The organism is Kitasatospora cystarginea (assembly GCF_039533515.1).
Lineage (GTDB): Bacteria > Actinomycetota > Actinomycetes > Streptomycetales > Streptomycetaceae > Kitasatospora > Kitasatospora cystarginea.
The window spans coordinates 30,319-51,642 of sequence record NZ_BAAATR010000025.1 but is presented as its reverse complement, the minus strand read 5'-3'; the positions used below and the strand labels follow the sequence as shown (position 1 = coordinate 51,642).

At 70.9% G+C, this 21,324-nt stretch carries 18 protein-coding genes and 1 pseudogene; 12 read left to right on the top strand and 7 right to left on the bottom strand.

Translation table 11 applies throughout. The annotated features are described in order from the left end of the window. Positions 1 to 170: 170 nt before the first annotated feature. Positions 171 to 824: a DUF4232 domain-containing protein gene (locus ABD369_RS25010; protein WP_344638783.1), complete on the bottom strand. Its 654-nt coding sequence runs from the start codon at positions 822 to 824 to the stop codon at positions 171 to 173. Positions 825 to 1,095: 271 nt separating this feature from the next. On the opposite strand from ABD369_RS25010, the gene ABD369_RS41225 reads away from it, so the two are divergent. Continuing rightward, complete coding sequence (locus ABD369_RS41225; RefSeq protein ID WP_425557759.1) at positions 1,096 to 1,308, top strand: GNAT family N-acetyltransferase; 213 nt, start codon at positions 1,096 to 1,098, stop codon at positions 1,306 to 1,308. A gap of 391 nt (positions 1,309 to 1,699) precedes the next feature. Here the strand turns inward: ABD369_RS41225 and ABD369_RS25000 are convergent, their stop codons facing one another. Next, positions 1,700 to 2,695 carry a hypothetical protein gene (locus ABD369_RS25000; protein ID WP_344638782.1) on the bottom strand — a complete coding sequence of 332 codons (996 nt, stop codon included), beginning with the start codon at positions 2,693 to 2,695 and terminating at the stop codon, positions 1,700 to 1,702. Positions 2,696 to 3,369: 674 nt separating this feature from the next. Between ABD369_RS25000 and ABD369_RS24995 the strand changes: the two are divergent. After that, positions 3,370 to 4,223 (top strand): annotated as a pseudogene (locus ABD369_RS24995) (FAD-dependent oxidoreductase); the annotation flags it as partial. A 287-nt stretch (positions 4,224 to 4,510) separates the two neighbouring features. Here ABD369_RS24995 and ABD369_RS24990 read toward each other — a convergent pair. Next, entirely contained in the window at positions 4,511 to 5,626 is a 1,116-nt protein-coding gene (locus ABD369_RS24990; protein ID WP_344638781.1) for a PP2C family protein-serine/threonine phosphatase, read from the bottom strand. A gap of 464 nt (positions 5,627 to 6,090) precedes the next feature. On the opposite strand from ABD369_RS24990, the gene ABD369_RS24985 reads away from it, so the two are divergent. Continuing rightward, complete coding sequence (locus ABD369_RS24985; RefSeq protein WP_344638780.1) at positions 6,091 to 7,182, top strand: ArsR/SmtB family transcription factor; 1,092 nt, start codon at positions 6,091 to 6,093, stop codon at positions 7,180 to 7,182. A 93-nt stretch (positions 7,183 to 7,275) separates the two neighbouring features. On the opposite strand, the gene ABD369_RS24980 is transcribed toward ABD369_RS24985, so the two are convergent. From ABD369_RS24980 to ABD369_RS24970, 3 genes are all read right to left on the bottom strand, one after another. Further along, the gene (locus ABD369_RS24980; RefSeq protein ID WP_344638779.1) at positions 7,276 to 9,945 is read right to left on the bottom strand and encodes an AfsR/SARP family transcriptional regulator; all 2,670 of its coding nucleotides are present in this window, start codon (positions 9,943 to 9,945) and stop codon (positions 7,276 to 7,278) included. Between the two features lie 133 nt (positions 9,946 to 10,078). Continuing rightward, complete coding sequence (locus ABD369_RS24975) at positions 10,079 to 10,621, bottom strand: hypothetical protein (RefSeq protein ID WP_344638778.1); 543 nt, start codon at positions 10,619 to 10,621, stop codon at positions 10,079 to 10,081. A 4-nt stretch (positions 10,622 to 10,625) separates the two neighbouring features. After that, a complete protein-coding gene (locus ABD369_RS24970) occupies positions 10,626 to 11,525 on the bottom strand; it encodes a Crystal protein ET79 (protein ID WP_344638777.1) in 900 nt (299 codons plus the stop codon). A gap of 510 nt (positions 11,526 to 12,035) precedes the next feature. On the opposite strand from ABD369_RS24970, the gene ABD369_RS24965 reads away from it, so the two are divergent. The 7 genes from ABD369_RS24965 (at position 12,036) to ABD369_RS24935 (ending at position 18,617) form a co-directional block, all read left to right on the top strand. Beyond that, on the top strand, positions 12,036 to 12,410 hold the full coding sequence (locus ABD369_RS24965) for a hypothetical protein (RefSeq protein ID WP_344638776.1): 375 nt from the start codon (positions 12,036 to 12,038) through the stop codon (positions 12,408 to 12,410). A 473-nt stretch (positions 12,411 to 12,883) separates the two neighbouring features. Then, a complete protein-coding gene (locus ABD369_RS24960; RefSeq protein ID WP_344638775.1) occupies positions 12,884 to 13,057 on the top strand; it encodes a hypothetical protein in 174 nt (57 codons plus the stop codon). Between the two features lie 162 nt (positions 13,058 to 13,219). After that, on the top strand, positions 13,220 to 14,284 hold the full coding sequence (locus tag ABD369_RS24955; protein ID WP_344638774.1) for a ferritin-like domain-containing protein: 1,065 nt from the start codon (positions 13,220 to 13,222) through the stop codon (positions 14,282 to 14,284). A gap of 578 nt (positions 14,285 to 14,862) precedes the next feature. Beyond that, entirely contained in the window at positions 14,863 to 16,281 is a 1,419-nt protein-coding gene (locus tag ABD369_RS24950; RefSeq protein ID WP_344638773.1) for a WXG100-like domain-containing protein, read from the top strand. 49 nt (positions 16,282 to 16,330) lie between these two features. Further along, the gene (locus ABD369_RS24945) at positions 16,331 to 16,615 is read left to right on the top strand and encodes a hypothetical protein (protein WP_344638856.1); all 285 of its coding nucleotides are present in this window, start codon (positions 16,331 to 16,333) and stop codon (positions 16,613 to 16,615) included. Further along, a complete protein-coding gene (locus ABD369_RS24940) occupies positions 16,527 to 17,009 on the top strand; it encodes an aromatic-ring hydroxylase C-terminal domain-containing protein (RefSeq protein ID WP_344638772.1) in 483 nt (160 codons plus the stop codon). The genes ABD369_RS24945 and ABD369_RS24940 overlap by 89 nt, the downstream gene beginning before the upstream one ends. Positions 17,010 to 17,150: 141 nt before the next feature. Then, on the top strand, positions 17,151 to 18,617 hold the full coding sequence (locus tag ABD369_RS24935) for an IPT/TIG domain-containing protein (protein ID WP_344638851.1): 1,467 nt from the start codon (positions 17,151 to 17,153) through the stop codon (positions 18,615 to 18,617). A gap of 527 nt (positions 18,618 to 19,144) precedes the next feature. Here ABD369_RS24935 and nadE read toward each other — a convergent pair. Next, positions 19,145 to 19,975 (bottom strand): ammonia-dependent NAD(+) synthetase, encoded by an 831-nt coding sequence (nadE, locus tag ABD369_RS24930; protein ID WP_344638771.1) that lies wholly within the window; start codon positions 19,973 to 19,975, stop codon positions 19,145 to 19,147. Between the two features lie 168 nt (positions 19,976 to 20,143). Between nadE and ABD369_RS24925 the strand changes: the two genes are divergently transcribed. Together ABD369_RS24925 and ABD369_RS24920 are read left to right on the top strand one after the other, a co-directional pair. After that, positions 20,144 to 20,551, top strand: coding sequence for a lipase family protein (locus tag ABD369_RS24925; RefSeq protein WP_344638770.1), 408 nt, complete (start codon positions 20,144 to 20,146; stop codon positions 20,549 to 20,551). Between the two features lie 38 nt (positions 20,552 to 20,589). Then, positions 20,590 to 21,096: a GNAT family N-acetyltransferase gene (locus tag ABD369_RS24920; RefSeq protein ID WP_344638769.1), complete on the top strand. Its 507-nt coding sequence runs from the start codon at positions 20,590 to 20,592 to the stop codon at positions 21,094 to 21,096. Positions 21,097 to 21,324: the final 228 nt, after the last annotated feature.

Sequence of the window (21,324 nt, the reverse complement as noted above, 5' to 3'; positions counted from 1 at the left end):
CATGATGAGGCCGCCGGTGTAGCCGCGATCCGCCCAGAGCTGCGCTTGTTCATGCCCTGCCCAGCGAGCCGAACCCCCAGGGGGACGGCTCGTCGCTCACCAGGAATGTGAACGGCGGCCACTCGGCCAGCGCCGCTGCCGACGCCGGCCGAGTGGCCCCCGGACGGTTCCTACCGGGCGACGGGCGGGCTCATCCGGACCTCGTCACCGCAGATGGTGACCTCCGCCGGCTTGCCGCTCTGATCCACCACCGGCACCCGGACTCCGGTGCTGTCACCCGGCGCGGCCACATCCGCGCTACCGGCAGTGACCATGGGGCCGCAGTTGTCACTGTCCGGCCCCTTGCCGTTCAACTCGGAGTAGTGCAGGGCGATCACCGCCTTCTTGCCCGCACCCAGCATCACCGGAGCAGGGCTACCCTTCCCGACCCCGACGGCCTCCGGCCCCTTACCCATGTGGAACTCGAGCTTCGGGTAACCGGCCAAGGAGCAGCTGTGGGAGCCGGAGTTGACAGCGACGAGTTCGGCGTTCGCCGGGTCCTTCTCGCTGGCGCCCGCGTCGGTGAGGCGGGTGAGTGTCCACCTCAGGTTCCGCGTGCCGCACTTGGCGGTCTGCGAGCTGCCGGAGCCCGTCGACGCCGTGATCCCGGCGGCAACCGAGGCGGAGGCCGGAGCTGCGGACTGACCCGCGACCGGTACGGCCGACACCGGCGCGACCCCACCGGCCTTCGGCGGGCTCGCCGTGGAACTGGAACTGCAGGCCGTCAGGCCGAGCCCGGCCAGCAGCGCGGATAAAGAAACCGTCAACACAAAGCGCGAGCGCATGATCCCCCCGGATCGTCATGACAGCCGACAGGCGACCTCTGCCCGGGCTGTGCGTTCTCAGGGGTGAAGACACCGGAACGGCTCGCCCGGTTGCCTCTGGATGAGATTTTTCTGAAACGCCCTCAGGACGGACTGACACGGCAGCTGTAGTTCGTGATCTTTGAGGTTGGTCATGTGGTCGCTGCCGCGGTGATCTCGTTCCAGCAGCGGTGGCAGGCGGCTGCGCGGCGCTGGTGACGGCGGCGGCGTCGCCGATGGCGTGGATGTCCGGGTGGGACACCGACCACAGCGTGGCGTCGACCTGGATGAGGCCGCGGTCGTCCGTGGCGATCCCGGCGTCGGCGGCGAGCGGCGTGCGTTGGAGAAGGCGGGCTTCGTGAGGGAGGGCGTACTGCGCTCCGCGCAGTGGCGCGGCGGGCAATGGCACGATCAGGTGATCTTCTCCATGCTCCGCGTGGAGCGGTCCGGCGGCGAACCGAGGTGAGCGGAAGACAGTGATCGACCTGACGAGTCTTCAGCTGAAGCTGATGGCCCCTCTGACGCCCAGAGGAGTAGAGGGCGCGCCCCGGCGCTGGGGGCTGCGCCGGGCCGGGAGAGCGGGTGCGCAGATCCGCGTGGTCGGTCTTGCCGAACGTCTCCAAGCTGGCGCTCCAGTGCCCGCCGGGTGAGCTCGTGGACCACGGCCAGGCCGCGGCCCGACTCGGCTTCAGGGCCCGCGTCGATCAGGCAGGGCAGGATGCGGATGCGGGAGCCGTCGCGGACGCGCTGATCCGCACGCACCGGTCGGTGACGCGCTCGACCATGACCGTCACGTGCCGTCGGCAGCCGGTCTTCGCGGCGTTGCCGGCCAGCTCGCTGCAGCCGTCGAAGGCTGATCACATGGCCAGCCAGGTTGGGGCCCAGCCCAGGGAGAGATGGGTCCACAGCTGGTGGTCGTCGAGTGGGTGGAGGGCGCGGGCGACGGCAGGCAGGTCGTCGCGGGCGCGCTCGGAATCGGCGCACACCGTGACCAGGACACCGTCTCGGCGCAGGGCGTAGCCGGTGAAGCCGCTGCCGTGCAGGGTCCAGGCGTCCTTTCCGTCAGGTGTGCAGCGGGTGACGGGCAGGGTGACGACGGTACCGATGCGCCCCCTGTCGTTCTCGGGTGTGTTGTCGTCGGTCGCGATGGCCGCCGCTGGTCCGCAGGGGTTGTTGGTGGCGGGGGCGACGGTGACCACGCCGTCGTCGTTGCCGTCGATGTTGGTGTCGGGGAAGAAGACGGTGGTGCGCACGCCGTAGGAGCCGGTGGTGAAGGGGTCCTGCTCGCCACCGGGCCAGTCGACCGCCTGGAGGAGGGCGCGGTCCTGCCCGGGGTGCAGGTTCAACCAGGCGCGGGCAGCGAGGTGTTCCTGCATGGCGTGCACCGGTATCACGCACCCGGCGAGCAGGAGCGCCGCAGCGCCGGCGCCGAGGGCGACGCCCAGGTCGCGGACCTCCAGCAAGGCGAACGCGAGCGGGTAGGGCAGGCACAGCAGCACGGTCGAGACCGGGCCGAAGGGCGGCAGGAAGGGCCCCGAGACCAGGATCAGGCTCAGTACCGCCATGCCGATCCCGCCCGCCGCGAGCACCGCCACGGCGGCCCGGCCGCTTCCGTCGCGCGCGCCGCGACTACGCCGCACCACCGCCCGCATGGAGGCGAAGGCGAGCACCTCAAGCACGCATCCGAGGCCCACGGCGATCAGAAACACCAGGCCGGCGATCCCTCCCCCGCTGACGATAGTGGTCGATACGGCGCCCCGGACGATGCCGATGCCCAGCGCGGACAGGAACCCGGCGCACCACGCCAGCAGAAGAAGCCCTGTCAGACGGCAGCGATCACTGTGGTGCGGCATGGTCCCCCCTGCAAAACATCCTCGACGAAATGATCGAACCAGGGCACGAAACGCTCTTCGTACGGCCCCTGCCACTGGCAACGATCAACCTCCGCGGGTGGCCGCACCATCGCGCGGACCACCGGGTTGCGGCCGAACTCACCTGCCGTCAGGAGCGAAGGTGCAGAGCCGCGGAAAGGCTCCCCGGGGGCCGTCAGCGCCGCTCCGTACAGAGCCGCGTGAACCAACCAGCCCCGCCACCCACAAGAAGGGGGCACTCACAGAACTCCATGTGGCAGACCAGGGAAGCGCCCGTCTTGGTGCCGCTTTGCAGTCCGTCAGCGCTGGACGCTGCCGCATCCCCTCCATCGTCCACCCCCCTTGAATGGCCGACCTCCCACCACTGATGGCAGGTCTGAACTGCTGCTGACATTATCTCACCATTTGAACGCGTTCAATACTGTCTGATGACCACCCGATCTGGCCCACTCCAGCCACTGCGGACGCGCCGGTGGGGCGTGGCCTGCCTCGCTCTCCCCGAAGCCGTCCTCGGCCTGACCCTCGACTGACGCACCCGTACCAGGGCCGCAAAGGTGCCATGAGGGTCGGGTTCCGGGCCGGCGCGATCGGCATGATCGGCGTCGTATCCGTCCTCGCCATAGGCATCGGGGTCGTCGTGGTCGCCGCGGTAGTAGGGCCCGCCGTCGTCCCCCGAGGTGCAGCGCGGGGAACTGCGACGGATCCTGCTCGACTCGCTCCCGGTCGGCGCCGTCCGGTGGGGGCACAAGGTCAGCGGCGTCCGTGCCCTCGGAGAGGGGCGCCACGAGGTGGCCTTCGCCGACGGCACCACCCTCACCACGAGCCTGCTGGTCGGCGCGGACGGCGCGTGGTCACGCGTCCGGCCGCTGCTTTCCGATGCGGCACCCGAGTACGTCGGCAGGTCGTTCATCGAGACCCACCTGTTCGACGGCGACACCCGGCACCCTGCCAGCGCGAAAGCGGTCGGTGGCGGGTCGCTCTTCGCGCTCGCGCCGGACAAGGGGATCCAGGCTCACCGGGAGAGCAGCGGGACCCTCCACACCTACATGGCATTCTCCAAGCCGCAGGAATGGCTCGCGGTATCGATTTCACCGATTCCGCCGCGGCAGTCGCGCGGATCGCACGCGAGTTCGACGACTGGGCACCGGAGCTCACCGCACTGATCACCGACAGTGACACCGCGCCGGTCCTGCGCCCCCTCAACACCCTGCCGATCGGGCACCAGTGGGATCGCGTGCAGGGGGTGACCCTGCTCGGCGACGCCGCCCACCTCTCTGCCCCGAACGGCGAAGGCGCCAACCTGGCCATGTGCGACGGCGCCGAACTCGGCAAAGCCATCGCCGCGCACCCCGATGACTGCGAGGCCGCTCTCACCGAATACGAGCAGGCCCTGTTCCCCCGCAGCGCCGCGGCCGCCACCGAAGGCGCCCACCTCCACGAGCTCCTCTTCGGCGACAACACACCCCACAGCCTGGTCAACATGCTCACCGGACACGAGCAGACCCAATGAGCCACTCGCCGTATGGCCCCAAGGGCATCGCTGAACTCCTGGTCGAGGACGTCGTCCTTCCGCATCACGCCGGCCGGGGGGCAGGATCCGGGCCGGCTTGCTGCCGAGAACAGCAGGGTGGTGCGGTTCGCCCGGTGGGGCAGCACGGCCTGCTGGCGGCCGGCGGCTGCCTGCTCTCCGGTGTCACCGGCTGGGTTTCCACACTCTGAGGCACACAGGCGGGACCGAGGGTGACAGGTCCCGCCCCGACACGAGGCCGCTCCCTCCGACGAGGAGATCCGCCGGGATCACAGGCGCACGATGACCAGGGCGGTGTCGTCGGTGACGCCATCGGGCGGAAGCAAGTCGGAGAGCAGGGCGTCGGCGAGGGTTTCGGGGTCGGTTACCTGGTGGCGAGTCAGCGAGTCAGCGAGCCGGGCGAGGCCGGTGTCGATGTCTTCGCAGCGGCGTTCGATCAGGCCGTCGGTGTACAGCACGAGCACGGCACCGTCGGTGAAGTGCACTGCGGCCTGGGGCGGGGGTACTTGTTCGGGGCTGGCGCCGAGTGGGGGGTCGGTGGCCTGGTCCAGGAACTCGACGGTGCCGTCGACCTGCAGGAGGGCCGGCGGGAGATGGCCGGCGCTGCTGTAGGTGATGGTGTGGGTGTCCCAGTCGATGAACGTGTTGGCCACTGTGGTGTTCTCGGCGCCGTCGACGGAGCGGGCGTACAAGCCGAGGACTTCCAGGGTCTGGGCGGGGCCGTCGGCAACGCGGCAGGCAGTGCTGAGCGCGCTGCGCAGTTGCCCCATGACCTGGGCTGCAGACAAGCCGTGCCCTACAACGTCGCCGACGGCGGCCGCGATGCGGTCGCCGGGCAGGTCGACCAGGTCGTACCAGTCACCGCACACGTTCAGCGTGTCAACGGCGGGCCGGTAGCGTACGGCTGCCGGGTGGCGTCCGACCGGGCGGGGAGCGGGCAGCATCGCCTCTTGCAAGCTCAGCGCGACTTCGCGGGCGCGGATGAGTTCGGTGACCTCCTCCACCCGGTGGATCAGCAGCACCACCCGCCCGTCCGAGTCGAAGACGGGAATGTTGATCATGCTCCAGTAGCGTTCGCCTCGCACCCCGGGCCGGTCGGGGTCCTCAATGTCGTAGCGCTGCAACTCGATGATGTCGGGCTCACCGCTTCCGAGCACCTGGTGCATCGACGCTTGGATGTTGCGCACCACGGCCGCACCGGGGTCGTTCTGGCTGTGGGCGAAATCGTCGGGCAGGTAGCGGCCGATGACTTGCCCGCGGGTGCGGCCCAACGTGCGCAGGAACTCTTCGTTGACGTCTGCGTAGACCAGTTGCGGGGTCAGCAGCGCCATCGCCCCGGGAAGGGCCTGGAACACCGCTCTGTAGTCGATCTCAGATTCCGTCATGTGCGTATCGCCTCAACGCCGCCGCTGGTGTCTCATTCCACGATAGACGCGTCCGGGTTGTAGAGAACGGTCCCGCCCTCGGCGACGCGGTCCGCTCCGTAGAAGCGGTGCCGGATCTGCTTCCAGGTCAGGTGGGGGTGCTTGCGGCGAATCCAGTGAACCAGATGCGGGTCGCCCCGCGTGCCCTTGACCGCCTTCCGACGCTGGGTCGGGCGGCCAGCCGGGCCCGCTCCAATCGGGCAGGACGGGCAGCGGACATCGCGACGGATCGCGGTGGCGCCGGGGCTTCCTGCCCCTGGGTGCTCGATGACGCGGCGTCCCGCCACCCGAAACCCGATGAGGGGAATCGGTGCGCGGGCCGGTCCGACGCCTTCGACGATCGCCGCGCGACGCCGGGTGGGAAAGGGATTCGGTTTCCGCCGAATCCCTTGAGCCGGCCGCGGCCACGGGCGAGGATCGGAGGCGTGTTGCGGATCTTTTTCACCGAAGCGGACCTGGCACGGACCAGAGTGGCCACCGGGGCCGACATGTCGTCGGAACTCTCTTTCAGCCTGTGGGCCCTGATGACCGGCCGGCACTCCGCCTGGCTCGACGGCTGGCGCCACGGCATCCGCGCGCGTCGCGACACGCGCACCGTCATGCTCCTCGACCTGTTCGGTCCGCACGCGCTGCCGGAGTTCCTGGCCGTGCTGCCGGATCGGCGGGACACCGCGGCCGAGACCGCCCAGTCGCTGGACGCCCGCGCGACCGGTTACCTGCACGACCTGGGCCGGGCCCGAAGGCTCGGGCCGCTCGCCCGCGGCCTCGCCGGGCGCGATCGCCGTTCCCGGATCCTGTTGGGCGAGTTGACGGCGGAGTACCAGGCCGCAGCGATCACCCCGTACTGGGGGCAGATCGCCTCCCTGGTGCAGGCCGACCTGCGGCGGCGTGACGAGGTCCGCCGGGCCTACGGCATCGGCGGCGTCCTGGCCTCGCTCGTCCCCGGGGTCCGCTGGGAACCGCCCGTGCTGACCGTCCCCCAATGCGGTGACGGCGTGTGCGAGCACCGTCTGGGCGGCCGCGGTCTGCTGCTGCAACCCGCCGTACTGGGCTTCGGGGCCGTCTGCTTCGCGGGCCACGACACACCGGACGGCCGGCCCGCGCTCATCTTCCCGGCAGAGGTCGCCACGCCGCTGCTCGCCGACGACGACACCGGGACGACCCCGTCCCTGATCGCCCTCCTCGGCCGTACCCGCGCCGCCGCCCTCGGCGCGATCGCCGCCCACGGCCCCTGCTCCACCAAGGCGCTGGCGACCCGCCTCGCCATCGGCCAGGCCACAGCTAGCCAGCACGCCAGCATCCTCGCCGACGCGGGCCTGACCACAAAGGTGCGCGAGGGCGGTGCGGTGACGCACCGGATCACACCGCTCGGCCTCGCCCTGCTCGACGGGACCGCCTCGAACGGCCGCAAAAAGCCCCGCGCGACCGTCATCCAACTGACCGACACCCCCTCGCCGCGTCCGGTCACCGACCGCCCGGACGTCCGTGTCAGAACGCCAGCGCGAACAGCGCCGTGACCACCACCCCGGCCGGCCACCGGCCACCAGCTCCGGCGGCCGCTGAGCACCCGGCCGCCCGGTTCGCGTCCTCGAAGCGCGACTTCACAGGGGTCAGGCACGTCCGGGGGTTCTCGTCTCGGCGGCGCGGGCGTAGTACTCGGCCGCGTCGGCGGCGAATCCGTCCTGCTCGGCGAGCCGCCCGGCGCGGTGGAAGTGCTCCCATGCCTCGCCGTGGCGGCTCAGTGCCACCAGGGCCTGCCCGCAGAGATCGGTGAGCATCGCGCGGCGGGCGGGGACCTGCTCCTCCGGAGCGAGGCCGAGCCCGTGCCGGGCGAGCGCGAGCGCCTGCGAGGGCCGGCCGTTCAGCAGGTGATGCCGGGCCAGGTAGTAGGTCGTGAGCATCTCCGTCTGCGGGCTGCCGGCGTCGCGGGCGAGCAGTGCGGCCCGCTCGTAGCCCTGGCCGGCCCTCGCGACCCGGCCGAGTCGCTCGTGGACCTGCGCCAGGTTGGCGGTCGCGATGGCCTCGCCCTCACTGTCGCCCGCCCGCCGGGCGAGGTCCGGGGCGAGTTCGAGGTGACGGGCCGCCTCCTCGAGCCTGCCCTTCTCCCCGAGGACCCAGCCGAGCAGAGTCCTGACCCTCGACTCGGCGTCGGCGTCGGCGAGTTCGGCCGCGGAGGCGAGGGCGTGGCCCAGCGGGGCCTCCCACTCCGCTTCCGGCTGCTGTACGACGAGGGGCCACAGCAGGACGGCGAGGCGCCAGGCCCGGTGGTGATGGCCCGCGGAGGTGGCCGTCGCCACCGCCGCGACGAGGCTCTGCCGCTCCCGCGCGTACCAGGCCATCGCCTCGGCGCGGTCCGTGAAGACGGGCGTCACCGCCGGCGGGTGGGCGTTCTCGGGGAGTCGGCAGCAGGGCTGGCTGCCCGCGACGGCCACGGCGGACGCGGCCAGGGCACCGCACAGGTAGTGGTCGAGGAGCGGCAGGACGCGCTCGGGGCCGGGAACGGGGCCGAGCGTGCGGGCGAACAGCCGGACGAGGTCGTGCAGGGCGTACCGGCCGTGCGCCCGCTCCTCCAGCAGGTTGGCGGCGAGGAGCCGTTCCAGCGCCGCCCTCGCGTCGGCCGGGGTGGCAGCCGTCAGCGCGGCCACCGCGCCGAGGTCGGTGTCGGGGCCGAAGTGGTGTGCCAGCAGGCCCAGCAGGTCGGCCGCGGCGGGCGGTAGATGTGCCACGCTGGCCCGCAGGACCGAGGCGAGGTCGACGTCGTCGACGGCGAGGAGCGCGATCCGCTGCCGCTCGTCGTACAGTTCCTCGGCCGCCTCGCGCAGCGACCGCTCCGGCCGCATCGCGAGCCGGGCCCCGGTCAGCCGCAGCGCCAGCGGCAGGCCGTCGCACAGCCGGACCAGACAGCCGACGGCCCCAGGCTCGGCGTCCACCCGGTCCGACCCGAGCACGCCGGTGAGCAGCGCGGCGCCCTGCCGCGGTCCCAGCCGGTCCAGCAGCAACGGGCGTGCGCAGTCGGCGGCGACCAGGCTCTCCAGCCGGTTGCGGCTGGTGACGACGGTGGCGCAGCCGGTGGCGCCGGGCAGCAGCGGCCGCACCTGGTCGTAGCTCAGGGCGTCGTCGAGGAGGACCAGGACGCGGCGGTACCGGAGCAGCGCGCGGTAGAGGCTCTCGGCGGTGGCGGTGTTCTGCGGGACGTCGTCGGGTCGCGTGCCGAGGGCGACGAGGAAGTCCCGCAGGACGGAAGCGGGGTCGGCGGCGGGCACGGTGCCGGCGAAGCCGCCGAGCCGGGCGAAGAGGACGCCGTCGGGGAAGGCCGTGGCGGCGTGCTGCGCCCAGTGGGCCACGAGGGCGCTCTTGCCGACGCCGGCCGGTCCGGTGACCAGGCAGAGGGGGGCGTCCCTGGTCGGCTTGACGGCGTCGTCCAGGACGGCGAGTTCGCGTTCCCGGCCGGTGAATCCGGCCGGGCTGCGGGGCAGCAGGAGCGGCCGCAGCACGTCGGTGGCGGGGCCGGGGCTCTCGACCGGAGCTGCGGTGTGCGGTGCGGCATCGGGTGCGGCGAGTATTCGGGCGTAGGCCCGGGCCATCGCGGGGCCGGGGTTGACGCCCAGTTCGTCGGCCAGCAGGCGGGCCGTGCGGTGGTACAGCTCGATGGCTTCGGCCTGTCGGTCGGTGGCGAGCAGGGCGTCGAGCAGCGGTGCGACCAGTGATTCCCGCAGCGGGTTCCGGTTGGCCGGTCCGCGCAGCAGGAAGACGGCCTCCTCGGCGAGGTGTTCGGTGGTCAGGGCTTGGCCGAGTACCTCCACGGCGTTCAGCCGCGCCTCCTCCAACTCGGCCGCGAGAGAGGCGATCAGGGGCGTGGTGCAGAGCCCGGCGAGGGCGGGGCCGTGCCAGAGCGCGAGGGCCTGGCGCAGCGCGGGGACGGTGGAGGCGGGTGTGCTGTGGCCGAGCCGCGTTTCAAGGACGGCGGCCTGGAACCGGCGGGCGTCGATCCGGTCGGCGGGCGTGCGGAGCAGGTAGCCGTCACCGGCCGTCACTATCGTGGCGTCACCGGTCGGGTGCAGCAGGCGGCGCAGGTGGGAGATGTGGCCCTGGATGGTGGTCTTCGCGTGTTTGGGCGGCTGCTCGTGCCAGAGGGCCTCGGCGAGACGGTCGGTGGTGACGAGGGCGTGGTCGGCGAGGAGCAGCATCGCCAGCACGGTACGGCGCTTGGGCGGCCCGAGGTGGACACCCGCCCCGTCGCGGTGCAGCTCCACCGGTCCGAGCAGCCGGAATTCGAGCAAGACGCCCTCCCCACTGTTCGTCTGCTGAGCGGTGGGGAGCTACCCGGATGAAACGGTATCCATACGCACGCCCCCGATCGCACAGGGCGATCGGGGGTGTGACGGGGCGGTGCGGCGGGGTGCGCAGGGGTCGCTACACGTGGGCGTTGACGAGGTACCAGTAGAAGGCGCCCGTCGCCATCACGGCGACGTTCTGGGCGTTCAGCGCGAGGAAGCGGTTGGTGACGCGGTTCCTCAGCGCGACGGTGCCGCCGGGGCCGCCGACGGCGATCCAGTCCCAGGTGCCGCCCTGGCCCCAGTTCGCCTCCACGGCCCCGCTGTCCTGGAGGCTGCCGCCGAAGTCGTAGTTCTGGAGCTCGACGGCGCCGTTGCCGGCGTCGCCGGCGGTCCACAGGGCGTGGTGGTACTGGTTCCCGTACCAGAGCCTGCTGGGCTGGGCGACGATGCTGTCCCAGTTGTTCTCGCCCAGCCATTGGTCGGGCGCCTGTTGCGGAGCGAGGACGTAGTGCTGGCCGTCGGTGATCGCCGCCAGTGCGGCCGCGGTCTGGGCACGGGCGGTGGCCGGCACCGGAGAGGCGCCCGCCTCGGCCGTCCCCAGCGGCACCAGGGTCAGTGCGGCGACGGCGGCCGCGGCCAGGGCCTTGACGCCCGGGAGGATTCGGAGGGTGCGCGCCATCGGATCAGCCCTTCTGCACGGTTAGGGTGGCGTAGGCGTTGTCGCCGCCGCCGCCGTCACGGCTGCACGTGTAGCCCTCGGGAACATCGCAGCTGTACTTGTTGCTGCCGGAGTACGGGTTGTCCCACCAGATCTCGACGTTCCCCACGCCGAACATGTTGTAGACCGCCCTGCCCTCGGTTCCGGTCATGAAGCCGTTGGACTCCGACTGCCAGGCTCCGTTGGCGAACGGGTACACCTTGTCCGGCGGCAGCATGTTCTCGCTCCAGGTGCCGTGCTGCAGCGAGGAGGACGTGCGGTCCATCGTGGACGTCGTACGGTTCTGAAGGATGACATGGGTGCTCCTGGCCGCGGCCAGTGCCGTGGGGGCCTGCTCGGCGGGGCCGGCGGCGAGGCTCGCCGGGCCGCCGCCCAGGGTGAAGGCGACCGAGGCGTTGTTACCCCCGCCGCCGGTCCAGGAACAGGTGTAGCTCTCGGGGACGGAGCAGCTGTACTTGTTGCTGCCGGAGAACGGGTTGTCCCAGTGGATCACCACCTCACCCGTCGCCAGCTTGTAGCGCGCCTCACCCTCGGTCCCCGTCATGAAGCCGGAGGAGTGCGAACCCCAGGACGCCGTGGTGGCCTTCTCGATGGACTCCGGAGGGGTGGCGTCGTCCCAGACGCCGTGCGACAGCGAGCTGTAGTTCCGGTAGATCATGCCCGTGGTGCCGTTGTAGAGCGACACGCTGGTGCTACGCGCCGACCGCATCAGGGCCGGCCCCGCAGCCGCGTCCTGCCCGTCGGCGGCCACGGCCGCCGGGGCGACGGCGAGCACGAGCGCGCCGACGACCGTCAGCACGGTGGCACCACCGATCGCACGCACGCCTGTCACCCCGGAACCGCCGGTACTCCTCTTGCGGAACATCGCGCCTCCTTGTCGTCCGCCGTTCCGTACGGCGTGCTCTTAGGCTCGTCGACGGCGCTAACGCTTCGCTACCGGTCGGCTGGCGCGGCCGCACGACGGCGCAGCCGGACCTGTTGGCAGCGCTCGGCATTCGCTCCAGCCGGTCACGTCCAGGAGCAGACCGTCCAGCGAACCGGCCACCAGCTTGCGGTGAACGTGCCCTGGTGGAGGACCAGGGTCCGGATCGTCGGAGTCCACGCCTCCCCTGGACGACGGTCACCCTGACCTCGCGTGGATGTGAACGTGCACCTGGTAGGGCTTGGTCAGGCAGGTGCGGTGATCGGTGTGTCGCGGTGGCGGGTTGGGCAGGCGCCGGCCCAGAGTGCGAGGAGTGTCTCCGAACGGCGCCGGCCTGAGCCTCTATCGGGTCATCCGCGAACGAGAAGGAGCCGGCGCACGGCCGCTGAGCGCCAGGGGGTATCCGGACCGGACAGCGGGCCGACCCGTCGGCCACCCTCTTATTCTTTCCGCATGACGAGCCCTCAGCACGACCCCGAACGGGACGAGGCCATGGCCCGGAGCGCCATCGACGCGTACCTCACCAACCGCACGCGGTACTGGGAGCGGGCCGCTCAACAGACGAAGGCGGCCGAAGCCCAGGCCGCCCACCGGGCCGCGCGCGACCGGCTCGCCCGGTGGAGAAACGGAGGGGTCGTCGACGACTGGGTCGCCAGCGCCGTCGTCGAGGCCGCCGAGCAGGACGCCGCCCGGATCGGCCGCGAGGCCGCCGCCGCGAGGACCGGTCCGGCCCTGCACGCAACCGCCGTCCGGCACACGGAGGCAATCCGGCGCTGGCTCCGCGCCCAGGGCCACAGGCTCGGTGACGACGCGCCGGAGAAGGCATAGCCGCGCGCACTCCGTCCCGAGGCCGACCGGAGCATGGACGTCTTCGTCGCCGTGGACGTCCTGGACGGCGAGCCGGAGAGCGGCCGCACCGACTTCGACCACGTGGTGGAAGCCAGCCTGCACGTCCCCTCCGGGTGCCTGGCCGTCCTCGGGTGCGGCGACCTCCCTGACGCCGCCCGGTTCGACGTCCCGCCTGGCTGGATCCGTGTCCGAGCGCATCCCGCAGCGGCCTGGCGGCCGCCGCCGCGGACCCCGAGGGCTTCGCCTCCGAGAACATCCGCCTGCGGGCCTGGCCCGCACCCCGCCGGGAGCCCCAGGTGACCATCAGATGGACAAGGCCCACCGAGAAGCCCTGACCTCCGCACGGCCCACGCCGGACGGCAACAGCGCCCGGCTGCCGCAGGCCCTCCGGCTCCTGACGCCAGGACGCCCGGCCGGCACCCCGCCCGCATGCCGGCCGCCCGCATCCCGTGATGGCGATGCCGCCCGAGGTCGACCACCAGGTCGTGGCCGCGCTGCACCAGTACGGCTGCCGCCCGGAGCGCGCCGCAGCACTGTGGCCGCGGTGCAGCGCCCATGGGGTGGGAGCAGCGCTACCCGCGGTTCCCCAGGTGATCGGTTCCAACCGGGTCAGGCCGCTGTCCTGAAACGTGGAACCAACCCCCGCCACCCCACTCGGCGTTCGCGCCGCCACGGGGCGTCGGCGTTCACTCGTCCGGATGGACTCCCTCACCACGCCCGGCTCGCATGCATACGGACGAAAACCGCCCGAGTACCTTCCGGCACAAGCCGGATGAAAGGTGCATATCGTGACCACAGCGGTTCTGGACTACCGAAGCAACGCGATCGTCGAGCTCATGCGGGTGGCCGTGGCGGACTGCGACGAGCAGTGGCTCAAGGACGCACTACAGCGGGCGATCATGCTGGAGCTGGCGACCATCCCGCCGTACGCCAGTGCCCTCTGGTCGATCAAGGACCAGCAGAGCGACGTGGCCAACGCGATCCGCGAGATCATCTTCGATGAGATGTCCCACTTCGGCCTGGTATGCAACATGCTCACCAGCATCGGCGGGACGCCACGGCTCACCGGCCAGAGCACCGTCCCGAAATACCCCGGCCCGCTACCCGGCGGCGTCCGGCCCGAACTGGAGGTCTACCTCAGCGGACTGAGCAAGGACTCGGCCTACCTGTTCTCCGAGATCGAGAAGCCCGACAACCCGATCGCACTCGCCGAGACCTACACCTCGATCGGCGCCTTCTACAGCCGGATCGCGGAGGTCTTCCCGAACTACGCCCACCTGCTCACCGGCCGGCGACAGGTCGACTTCCCGCTGTCAGGACAGCACGGGGCCGGCAACGACATCGTCCCGATGAACACGATCACCGACGTCCTGAACGCGATCGAGATCATCAAGGCCCAGGGCGAGGGCACCGACGCCTCCCCCGAGAACCCCTTCCCCGGCAAGCCGGGAGAACTCGCCCACTACTACCGCTTCCGCGAGATCTACCACGGCCGGAAGCTGATCAAGATCTCTGACTCCGCCCACCCCAAATGGGACTTCCAGGGAGACCCGATCCCCATGCCCGACTCCCACCGGGCCGCACGCGTGCCGGACGGCGGCTGGGCCAACGACCCCGCGAACAAGCCCACCCCCGACACGGCATCCAAACTCCAGACCTTCAACGGGCACTACAGCAGCATGCTCCGCGCACTCGAACAGGCCTGGCAGACCGACAACCCCATGCCGCTGGTCGGCCAGGCGATCGGGTCCATGGGCAGCATGCGCAGCAGCGCCCGTGACCTGGTGTCCATCCCACTGCCCGACAACAGCGGGAAGACCTACTGTCCGGAGTACTTCTACACGGCCCCGTAGGCCCTCTCCCACGCCAGGACCGGGCCGGCCGGCGACCAGGGGTGGCCCGGCCGACCAGGCCGTACACGCCACGCTCGGTCCAGCCCCATGCCTCCGGGAGGCCGGCATGGCCACTCCAGCACAGCTGGATCATGTCTCGCTCCAGTAGCAAGTCCGGGCCGGCGCCGCCCAGGTCCCCCGTCGGCCGGTGCTGGCCGGCTGGGGACTTCGGCCGGCACCGGGCGGGGCGCCCAGACGGGGCGGGCGGGCGATGTCGGCCGTCGACCGTTACCAGGTCCCACTGCGCCAGGCCGAAGTCGCGGCGGGCCGCCCCATCGCCGCCGCCCCTGCCGCCGCGCCGCTGCCCGTTCCTACGTCAACCCGACCGACTGAGCGGTCGGCGCGACAGCGTGCCGAGCTGACCCGACACTTCGGCGCCCTCTCCACCCCCGCGAGTACGGCCCGCGACGCGCCTACGGTGACGACCGGTCATAGATGGCCGGTCCCGTGTCCTGTTCTCCGAGCAGCGTGAACAGCAGCATCAGTCCGGCCGGAAGTGTTCCGTCCGCGCTCGACCGCACACCGACTTCGGGGGAAGCATGGCACTCGAACTACCGCCGGAACTCGGCACCGTACTCAATCTCCTCGGGCTGGACTGGCCCCAAGCGAACGAGGACGAGGTGAACAGGCTCGCGGACGAGCTCAGAAGGCTGGCCTCGACGCTCGACTCCGTCCAGATGAACGCCGACAAGGCACTCACCGTGCTGAAGGAGGTGTACCACGGCGCCTCCGCAGACAAGCTGGCCGAATTCTGGGGAACCGTCTCCAAGTACTCCGGCATGGTGGTCGAGGCCTGCGGGGCCACTGCGGCCGCGCTCAACGCGGCGGCACTGGTCATCGAGGGCTGCAAGGGCGCCACGGTGACCCAACTGGTGGCGACTCAGGGCGAGATGGCAGCCGCGTCGGCGACTGGCCCGTGGAGCAGCGCGGCCGTCGTCGCGGCCGGCAGGCAGATCGTCTCCAGCATCCTGGAGGAGGCGGTGTCCGCCCTCGGCCATGCGCTGGCCCAACCGGTGGCCGATCTGGTGGAGACCGTGGTCAAGGAGGTGACCGGCCAAGGGGCGGGGTCGTCGAACAGCCCCGGTTTCGGGGTGGACCTGGACCAGTTGGCCTCCTGCGCTCTCGAACTTCGGGGCCACGCCGACGACATCGACTCCCAGGGCAGCTCGTTCCGGCGGATCGTCGACGGCCTGGACGTGGGCCAGCCCCAAGACGCGTTCGGCAGACTGGTCGTCGCCGCCGCCGAACAGATCGCCACCATCGTCGGTGAGGAGGTGCTCAAGCGGCTGCTCGGCTCGTTCCGGGGCACCGCCGACGGGATGAACCAGGTGGCCCGCAACCTCACCGAGAACGAGGACGCGCACACCCGGCAGCTGCACGGCATCCTGACCGGGCAGAACTCGCCGTCCACGCTCCGCTCGCTCCAACTCGCGGGTGGGGTGGGCGACGTGACCGCAGGCACCCCCCAACACGCGGGTCTCGCCGTAGGCGACGGACCGCGCCCCGGGCTCGACCACGCCGGCATCGGCACCGGCGGGAGCGAAGCCCTCGCCGGCGCGGCAGGGTTCTTGGCCAGGAGCGACGCGAAGACGAGCCGGGCCTCGGGCCTGCTCGCGCCGGACCAGCCCACGGCAGGAGCCGAGCACACCGGCACCTCGCCACGGCAAGCACCGGCCGCCGGTCCACGCCCGGCCTTCGCTCCTCCCGTGACCGGCCAGGTTCCGCCCAGGGGCGATTCCGGACTGGTCGGCGGTCACCAGGGTACGGAACCGAGCAGCCCCGGCCGCCAACCGGCCACGCAGGCGCCCGGGATGGTCAATGCGGTCCCGTACGGTCGGGTGGGCGGCACCCGGCACCGGAGCCAGGAATTTGCCGGCCAGATACGAGAGGCAGCAGCCGCTCAGCAGCGCAGCACTCTCCGCACCCGCCAGGACGATCCAGCCGAAGAGCCCCGTTGAACTCCTTGCCGCACCGTCTCCCGACGACGCCGCCCCGGACAGCGGCCCTGTGAAGCTCAGGCGTTTCGTGGTCGATGTCGGCCCGGTTCCGGGCAGCGCCACCGCCGTTCTTCCCGCCGCGCGTCCGGGTCGGCGAATCGGGCCCGCGAACGCGGTCGCGCCGCGCCTCGACGAGCTGACCGACGGGGCGGGGGCCGTCGCCGATGCTCTCGATGCCGCTGCGACGATCGGCTTGACCCGCATCGATGACGGCCCTCGGCGATTCATCGTCGTCCTGCCGGAAGACGGCGGCCGCCCGCTCGTCGCACGCGGAAAACGCGGTCTTCTCTCATAGAGGCACGGCATCAGAGGTCGCGCGGATAGGCGCGGTCGGGGACGTCGGCAACAGTACGGACAAAGGTCCCGGTGATCATGGAGTTGCGACGCTCTGTGATCACTGGGGAGACCTGTGCCCACGCTTCGAGGATGCGGCCGGATGGCGGGACCGCCTGTCGACCGTGGCGGCCGCCCCTGCCGACCGCGGCGATCTGCCGGCCGCGCTCATCCGCCCCGACGGCATCGTCGCCTGGGCCGCCGCCCCCAGGCTGCCCGCGGACATCGCAGCTCTGGCGAGCGCGCTGCGCACCTGGCTCGGTGAACCGCACACACGTATGACGGACGGCCAACAAGGTGAACCTGGTCAACCTGCAGGCAGGAAAAGCATCGAACAACGCAGAGGGGAGGTCTGATTGTGTGCGATCCACTCTGACGGTCGGTTCGGCACAGATCTGCCCTGATGCTGCCGAAAGGCCGTCCCGCCTACGCACCGGCAAAACATCCGAGGAGCAGGAACGACGATGGCACCCGATCCGACAATCGCCCAGGTGACCATGACCCTGGCTGCCCTTGCATCCACCGGGGCCACCCCGCGTCCGTCCGGGGAAACCCCGAAGCAACATACCGAACGAATCATCACCGGCATCGACGCGCAACTGAGCGATCCCAGCCTTGCGACGCAGGGCGAGTGGCAGCTGGTGTGGCTCGCCCTGAGCGAGGCCAACGCCAATATGGCCTACATCGCACGGAGCACCAACGGCTCGAACGAGTTCGCCGTGGTCGCTCGCGGAACGGACGCTGATCTGACCGACGTCCTCGAGGACCTCGACGTCGGCACAGTCGTCCCGTTCCCCGAAAGCGGATCGCCGAAGCCCATCGCCGTTTCCAAGGGGGCGATGGATGCGTTCAAACGGGTTGTCAACGCCCGCTCGATCGCCTCACCCTCCCCGAACGTCACGCTCGCTCAGGCGCTCGCCGCCCTGCTCAAGTCGGCGCCCTCCTCGCCGCAGCCAACCGTCTATCTGACCGGTCACAGCCTGGGCGGTTGCATCGCCACCATGCTCGCTCCGTACCTGCAGGCACAGACCTGGCCGAAACAGCCGAAGTTCGCGGTGATCACCTATGCCGCTCCCACCGCCGGCGTGCAGAGCTTCGTCGACTACTTCGACTCCTTGCCGTGGGTCATCGACGAGCGCCAGAACAACGCCTACGACCTGGTGCCGCACGCGTGGGCCGATCTCGACACCACCGCCGGCTGGTACCCGAGCCCGGGACCGCAGGCGACCGATGAGGTGAAGCTGCTCATCGAGGCGATCTCCCAGCGCACCAAGGGCAACGTCTACGTCCAGCCCGGCACCCTCTGCCTGATGAACACGGGATACACGAGCCTTGCCAAGACCCTGGTCAACAAGACCACCCAGGACTTCATGGGCCAGGTCGCCTACCAGCACGCCAACTCCACCTACCTGGACCTGGTGGACGCGCCTGACGTCCCGTCCGGGCCGGTGGTGACCTACGTGACCCCCACCTTCGGCGCACCGGGCGACACGGTGACCATCCACGGCACCGGTTTCAGTCCGGACAGCATGGTCGACTTCGGCCACTTCGCCTGCACCAAGCGCGACATCGACCCTTCCGGCATCAGGATCACCGCTCAGGTCCCCAACGGAACCGGCGTCGTCCACGTCCGCGTCACCAACACCCTCGCCACCTCCCCGGCCGTCGCGATGGGGCAGTTCGCCTATGGCGGTCCCGCACCTGTGGTGGTCAGCGCGGTCGGCCCGACCAGCGGAAAGGTCGGCACCCCGGTCACCATCAGCGGCTCGGGCTTCGCCGCCGGCGCCACCGTGCACTTCAAGGACAAGGCATCCGATTCGGTCAAGTTCGTGTCCACCGGCCAGATCATCGCAACCGCGCCCGGTCTGCTCGACGACCACCAGACGGTGGACATCACCGTGACGGTCGGCAAGGCCACCTCTCCCACCAGCCCGGCCGACGAGTTCACCTACACCGGACGGTAGCGTGCGCACGTCCCGTTCCGGGGGTGGCCCTTCGAGCAGCCCCAGGCCCTTGCCGCCGACCGGTCGAACCGTGCCCGGGCGAGGGATCGCCGCAGGACCGTCCGCCCTGCGGCGAGCAGGCCGCGGAGCTGTGCGGCACGGCCGAGCAGCTGCCGGGTGACCAGCTGTCCGGAACCCCGGAGAGACCGGGGCCGGGATGAGCCGAGGCACCGATGTGCCAGAGTCCGGGTACCGCGGCGCGGTGGCGGCTCGACGACAGCCCCGGCCACCAGATGAGGATCTGGTCGATCGGCGGAGCCGCCGTAGGGGTCGCCGCGGACGGCGTTGCGGTTGGCCGCGGCGAGCCCCGCCGGTCGGACCGCACTCCACCGGGTCACCAGGGCGCGCAGGCCCGGGGCATGCGCCTCATACCCGACCACGATTTTTGGGGACTGAGCGTTCGGGTTGGTCTTTGAGCGATTGAGTTGGCCCGACCTGGTGTGAGAGTCGGCCCGCGCGAAACTCGATCCTGAGCGAGCGGCTGCTCTCTAGGGGGCGACGGGCAGCCTGCGCTTGTGGTCGGTGAGGCGGTAGCGGCTGACGATCGTTTCGAAGGTCCGCTCGTCCACCGGCTTGCCTTCCAGGAAGTCGTCGATGTCGTCGTAGGTGACCCCGAGCGAGTCCTCGTCGGCCTTTCCCGGGTCGAGGGTCTCCAGATCGGCCGTCGGGGTCTTCCACACCAACTCGGCGGGTGCGCCCAGCACGTCCGCGACGGCGCGCACCCGGCGCTTGGTCAGGCCGGTCAGCGGAACCAGGTCGGCGGCACCGTCGCCGAACTTGGTGAAGAAGCCGGAGACCGCCTCGGCGGCATGGTCGGTGCCGACGACCAGGCCGTCGGCCGCGCCGGCCACCGCGTACTGGGCGATCATGCGCTGCCGGGCCTTGATGTTGCCGTGCACGAAGTCCTGGTGGTGGGCGTCGCGGAAACTCACGCCGGCGGCCAGCGAGGCCTCGAGCGCGGCGTCGCTCGCGGGCTTGATGTCCACGGTCAGCACGTGGTCGGCCCGGATGAAGGAGAGCGCGAGCTGGGCGTCGTGCTCGTCAGCCTGGACGCCGTAGGGCAGCCGCATCGCGTAGAACCGCGCCTCGTGCCCGGTGGCCCGGGCCCGCTCGACAGCGAGCTGGCACAGCCGGCCGGTGGTGGTGGAGTCGACGCCGCCGCTGATGCCGAGTACGAGGGAGCGCAGACCGGTGGAGGTCAGCCGCTCGGCGAGGAAGGCCACCCGGCGTTCTATCTCCCGCTCGGGCTCGAATGTCTCGGCGACCTGGAGTTCCCGGGCGATCTCCTGCTGCAGGGCGATGGATGCCGGCTCGCTCACGTCTGCTCCTTGTTCCTGTTCGCTGTTCGCGATGTGCTGTCGCGCCACCCTACCCAGAAGGTGCCCGGCGGATCAGAGTCGGACCGCCCGGGGTGGCGGGCCAACTCCGACGTCGCCTTCAGGACAGGCCCACGCCCACGCACCGGACCGTGCACAGCTGAAGCTCACATGGCCTACATCGCGAAGGACTCCTCCGGCTCGAACCAGTTCGCCGTGGTCGTCCGCGGGACGGTCGCCCACGCGATCGACATGCTCGAGGACCTCGACGTCGGCACGGTGGTGCCGTTCACCGTCGGCGGATCATCGCCGGTATCCGTCTCGAAAGGCGCCATGGCGGCGTTCACCCAGATCGCCGGCATGACCGACGACTCCTCGCCGACGGGCGCCAACCTCGTGCAGGCGCTCACCGCCCTCCTCAAGGACGCGCCCGGGGCAACGGTCAACGTGATCGGTCACAGCCTGGGCGGCTGCATCGCGACCATGCTCGCGCTGTACCTGCAGGCCCAGACCTGGAAGGGCTCGCCGCAACGTGGGCGCGGACCACCGCGGTCGGGCGGCGGGCGGCGAGCGGGCTGAATGGTCCTCAGTTCACCGCTCCTGCTTTACTGGTGAACGTGGAGATCGCACACCAGGCCGTCATCCGGCCGATCGGGCGGCCGGGGGACTTCGGCTGGGTGGTCCTCGCGCACGGGGAGATGTACGCGGCGGAGTACGGCTGGAGCAGCGCCTTCGAGGTCATGGTGGCCGGGATCGTCGCCGACTTCGCCGCCGAGCACGATCCGGCGCGCGAGGCCGGCTGGATCGCCGAACTGGACGGGCGCCGGGTGGGCAGCGTCTTCTGCGTCGACGCCAAGGACGAGGACATCGCCACCGCCAAACTGCGGGTCCTGCTGGTCGATCCGGCCGCCCGCGGCCACCACCTGGGGACCAGGCTGGTCGAGATCTGCGTGGAGTTCGCCCGCGCGGCCGGCTACCGGCGGATCCGGCTGTGGACGATGAACACGCTGGCGGCGGCCCGCCACGTCTACCTCACCGCCGGCTTCCGCTTGGTGGCGGAGGAGCCAGGCCCATTCGACTTCGGAGACGGTCTGACCGCTCAGGTCTACGAGTTGGAGCTCTGACTCCCGATCTCCCCGGCGATGCGCGGGCCGTGGATCTGCTGGGACCTGAACACCGCCACATACAGGGCTCTCATCGAGACTGCGGAAACCCCACTGCTTCCCGTGCCAGTCCACGCGCCTCCTGACAACAGCCATCCATCCCAGGCCCCATATCAGCAGGACCGAGGTGAACGCCGTCTGATGCGGCACGAGACCGCGCTCCGGAGAACACCGTCTGGAGCGCTTCCC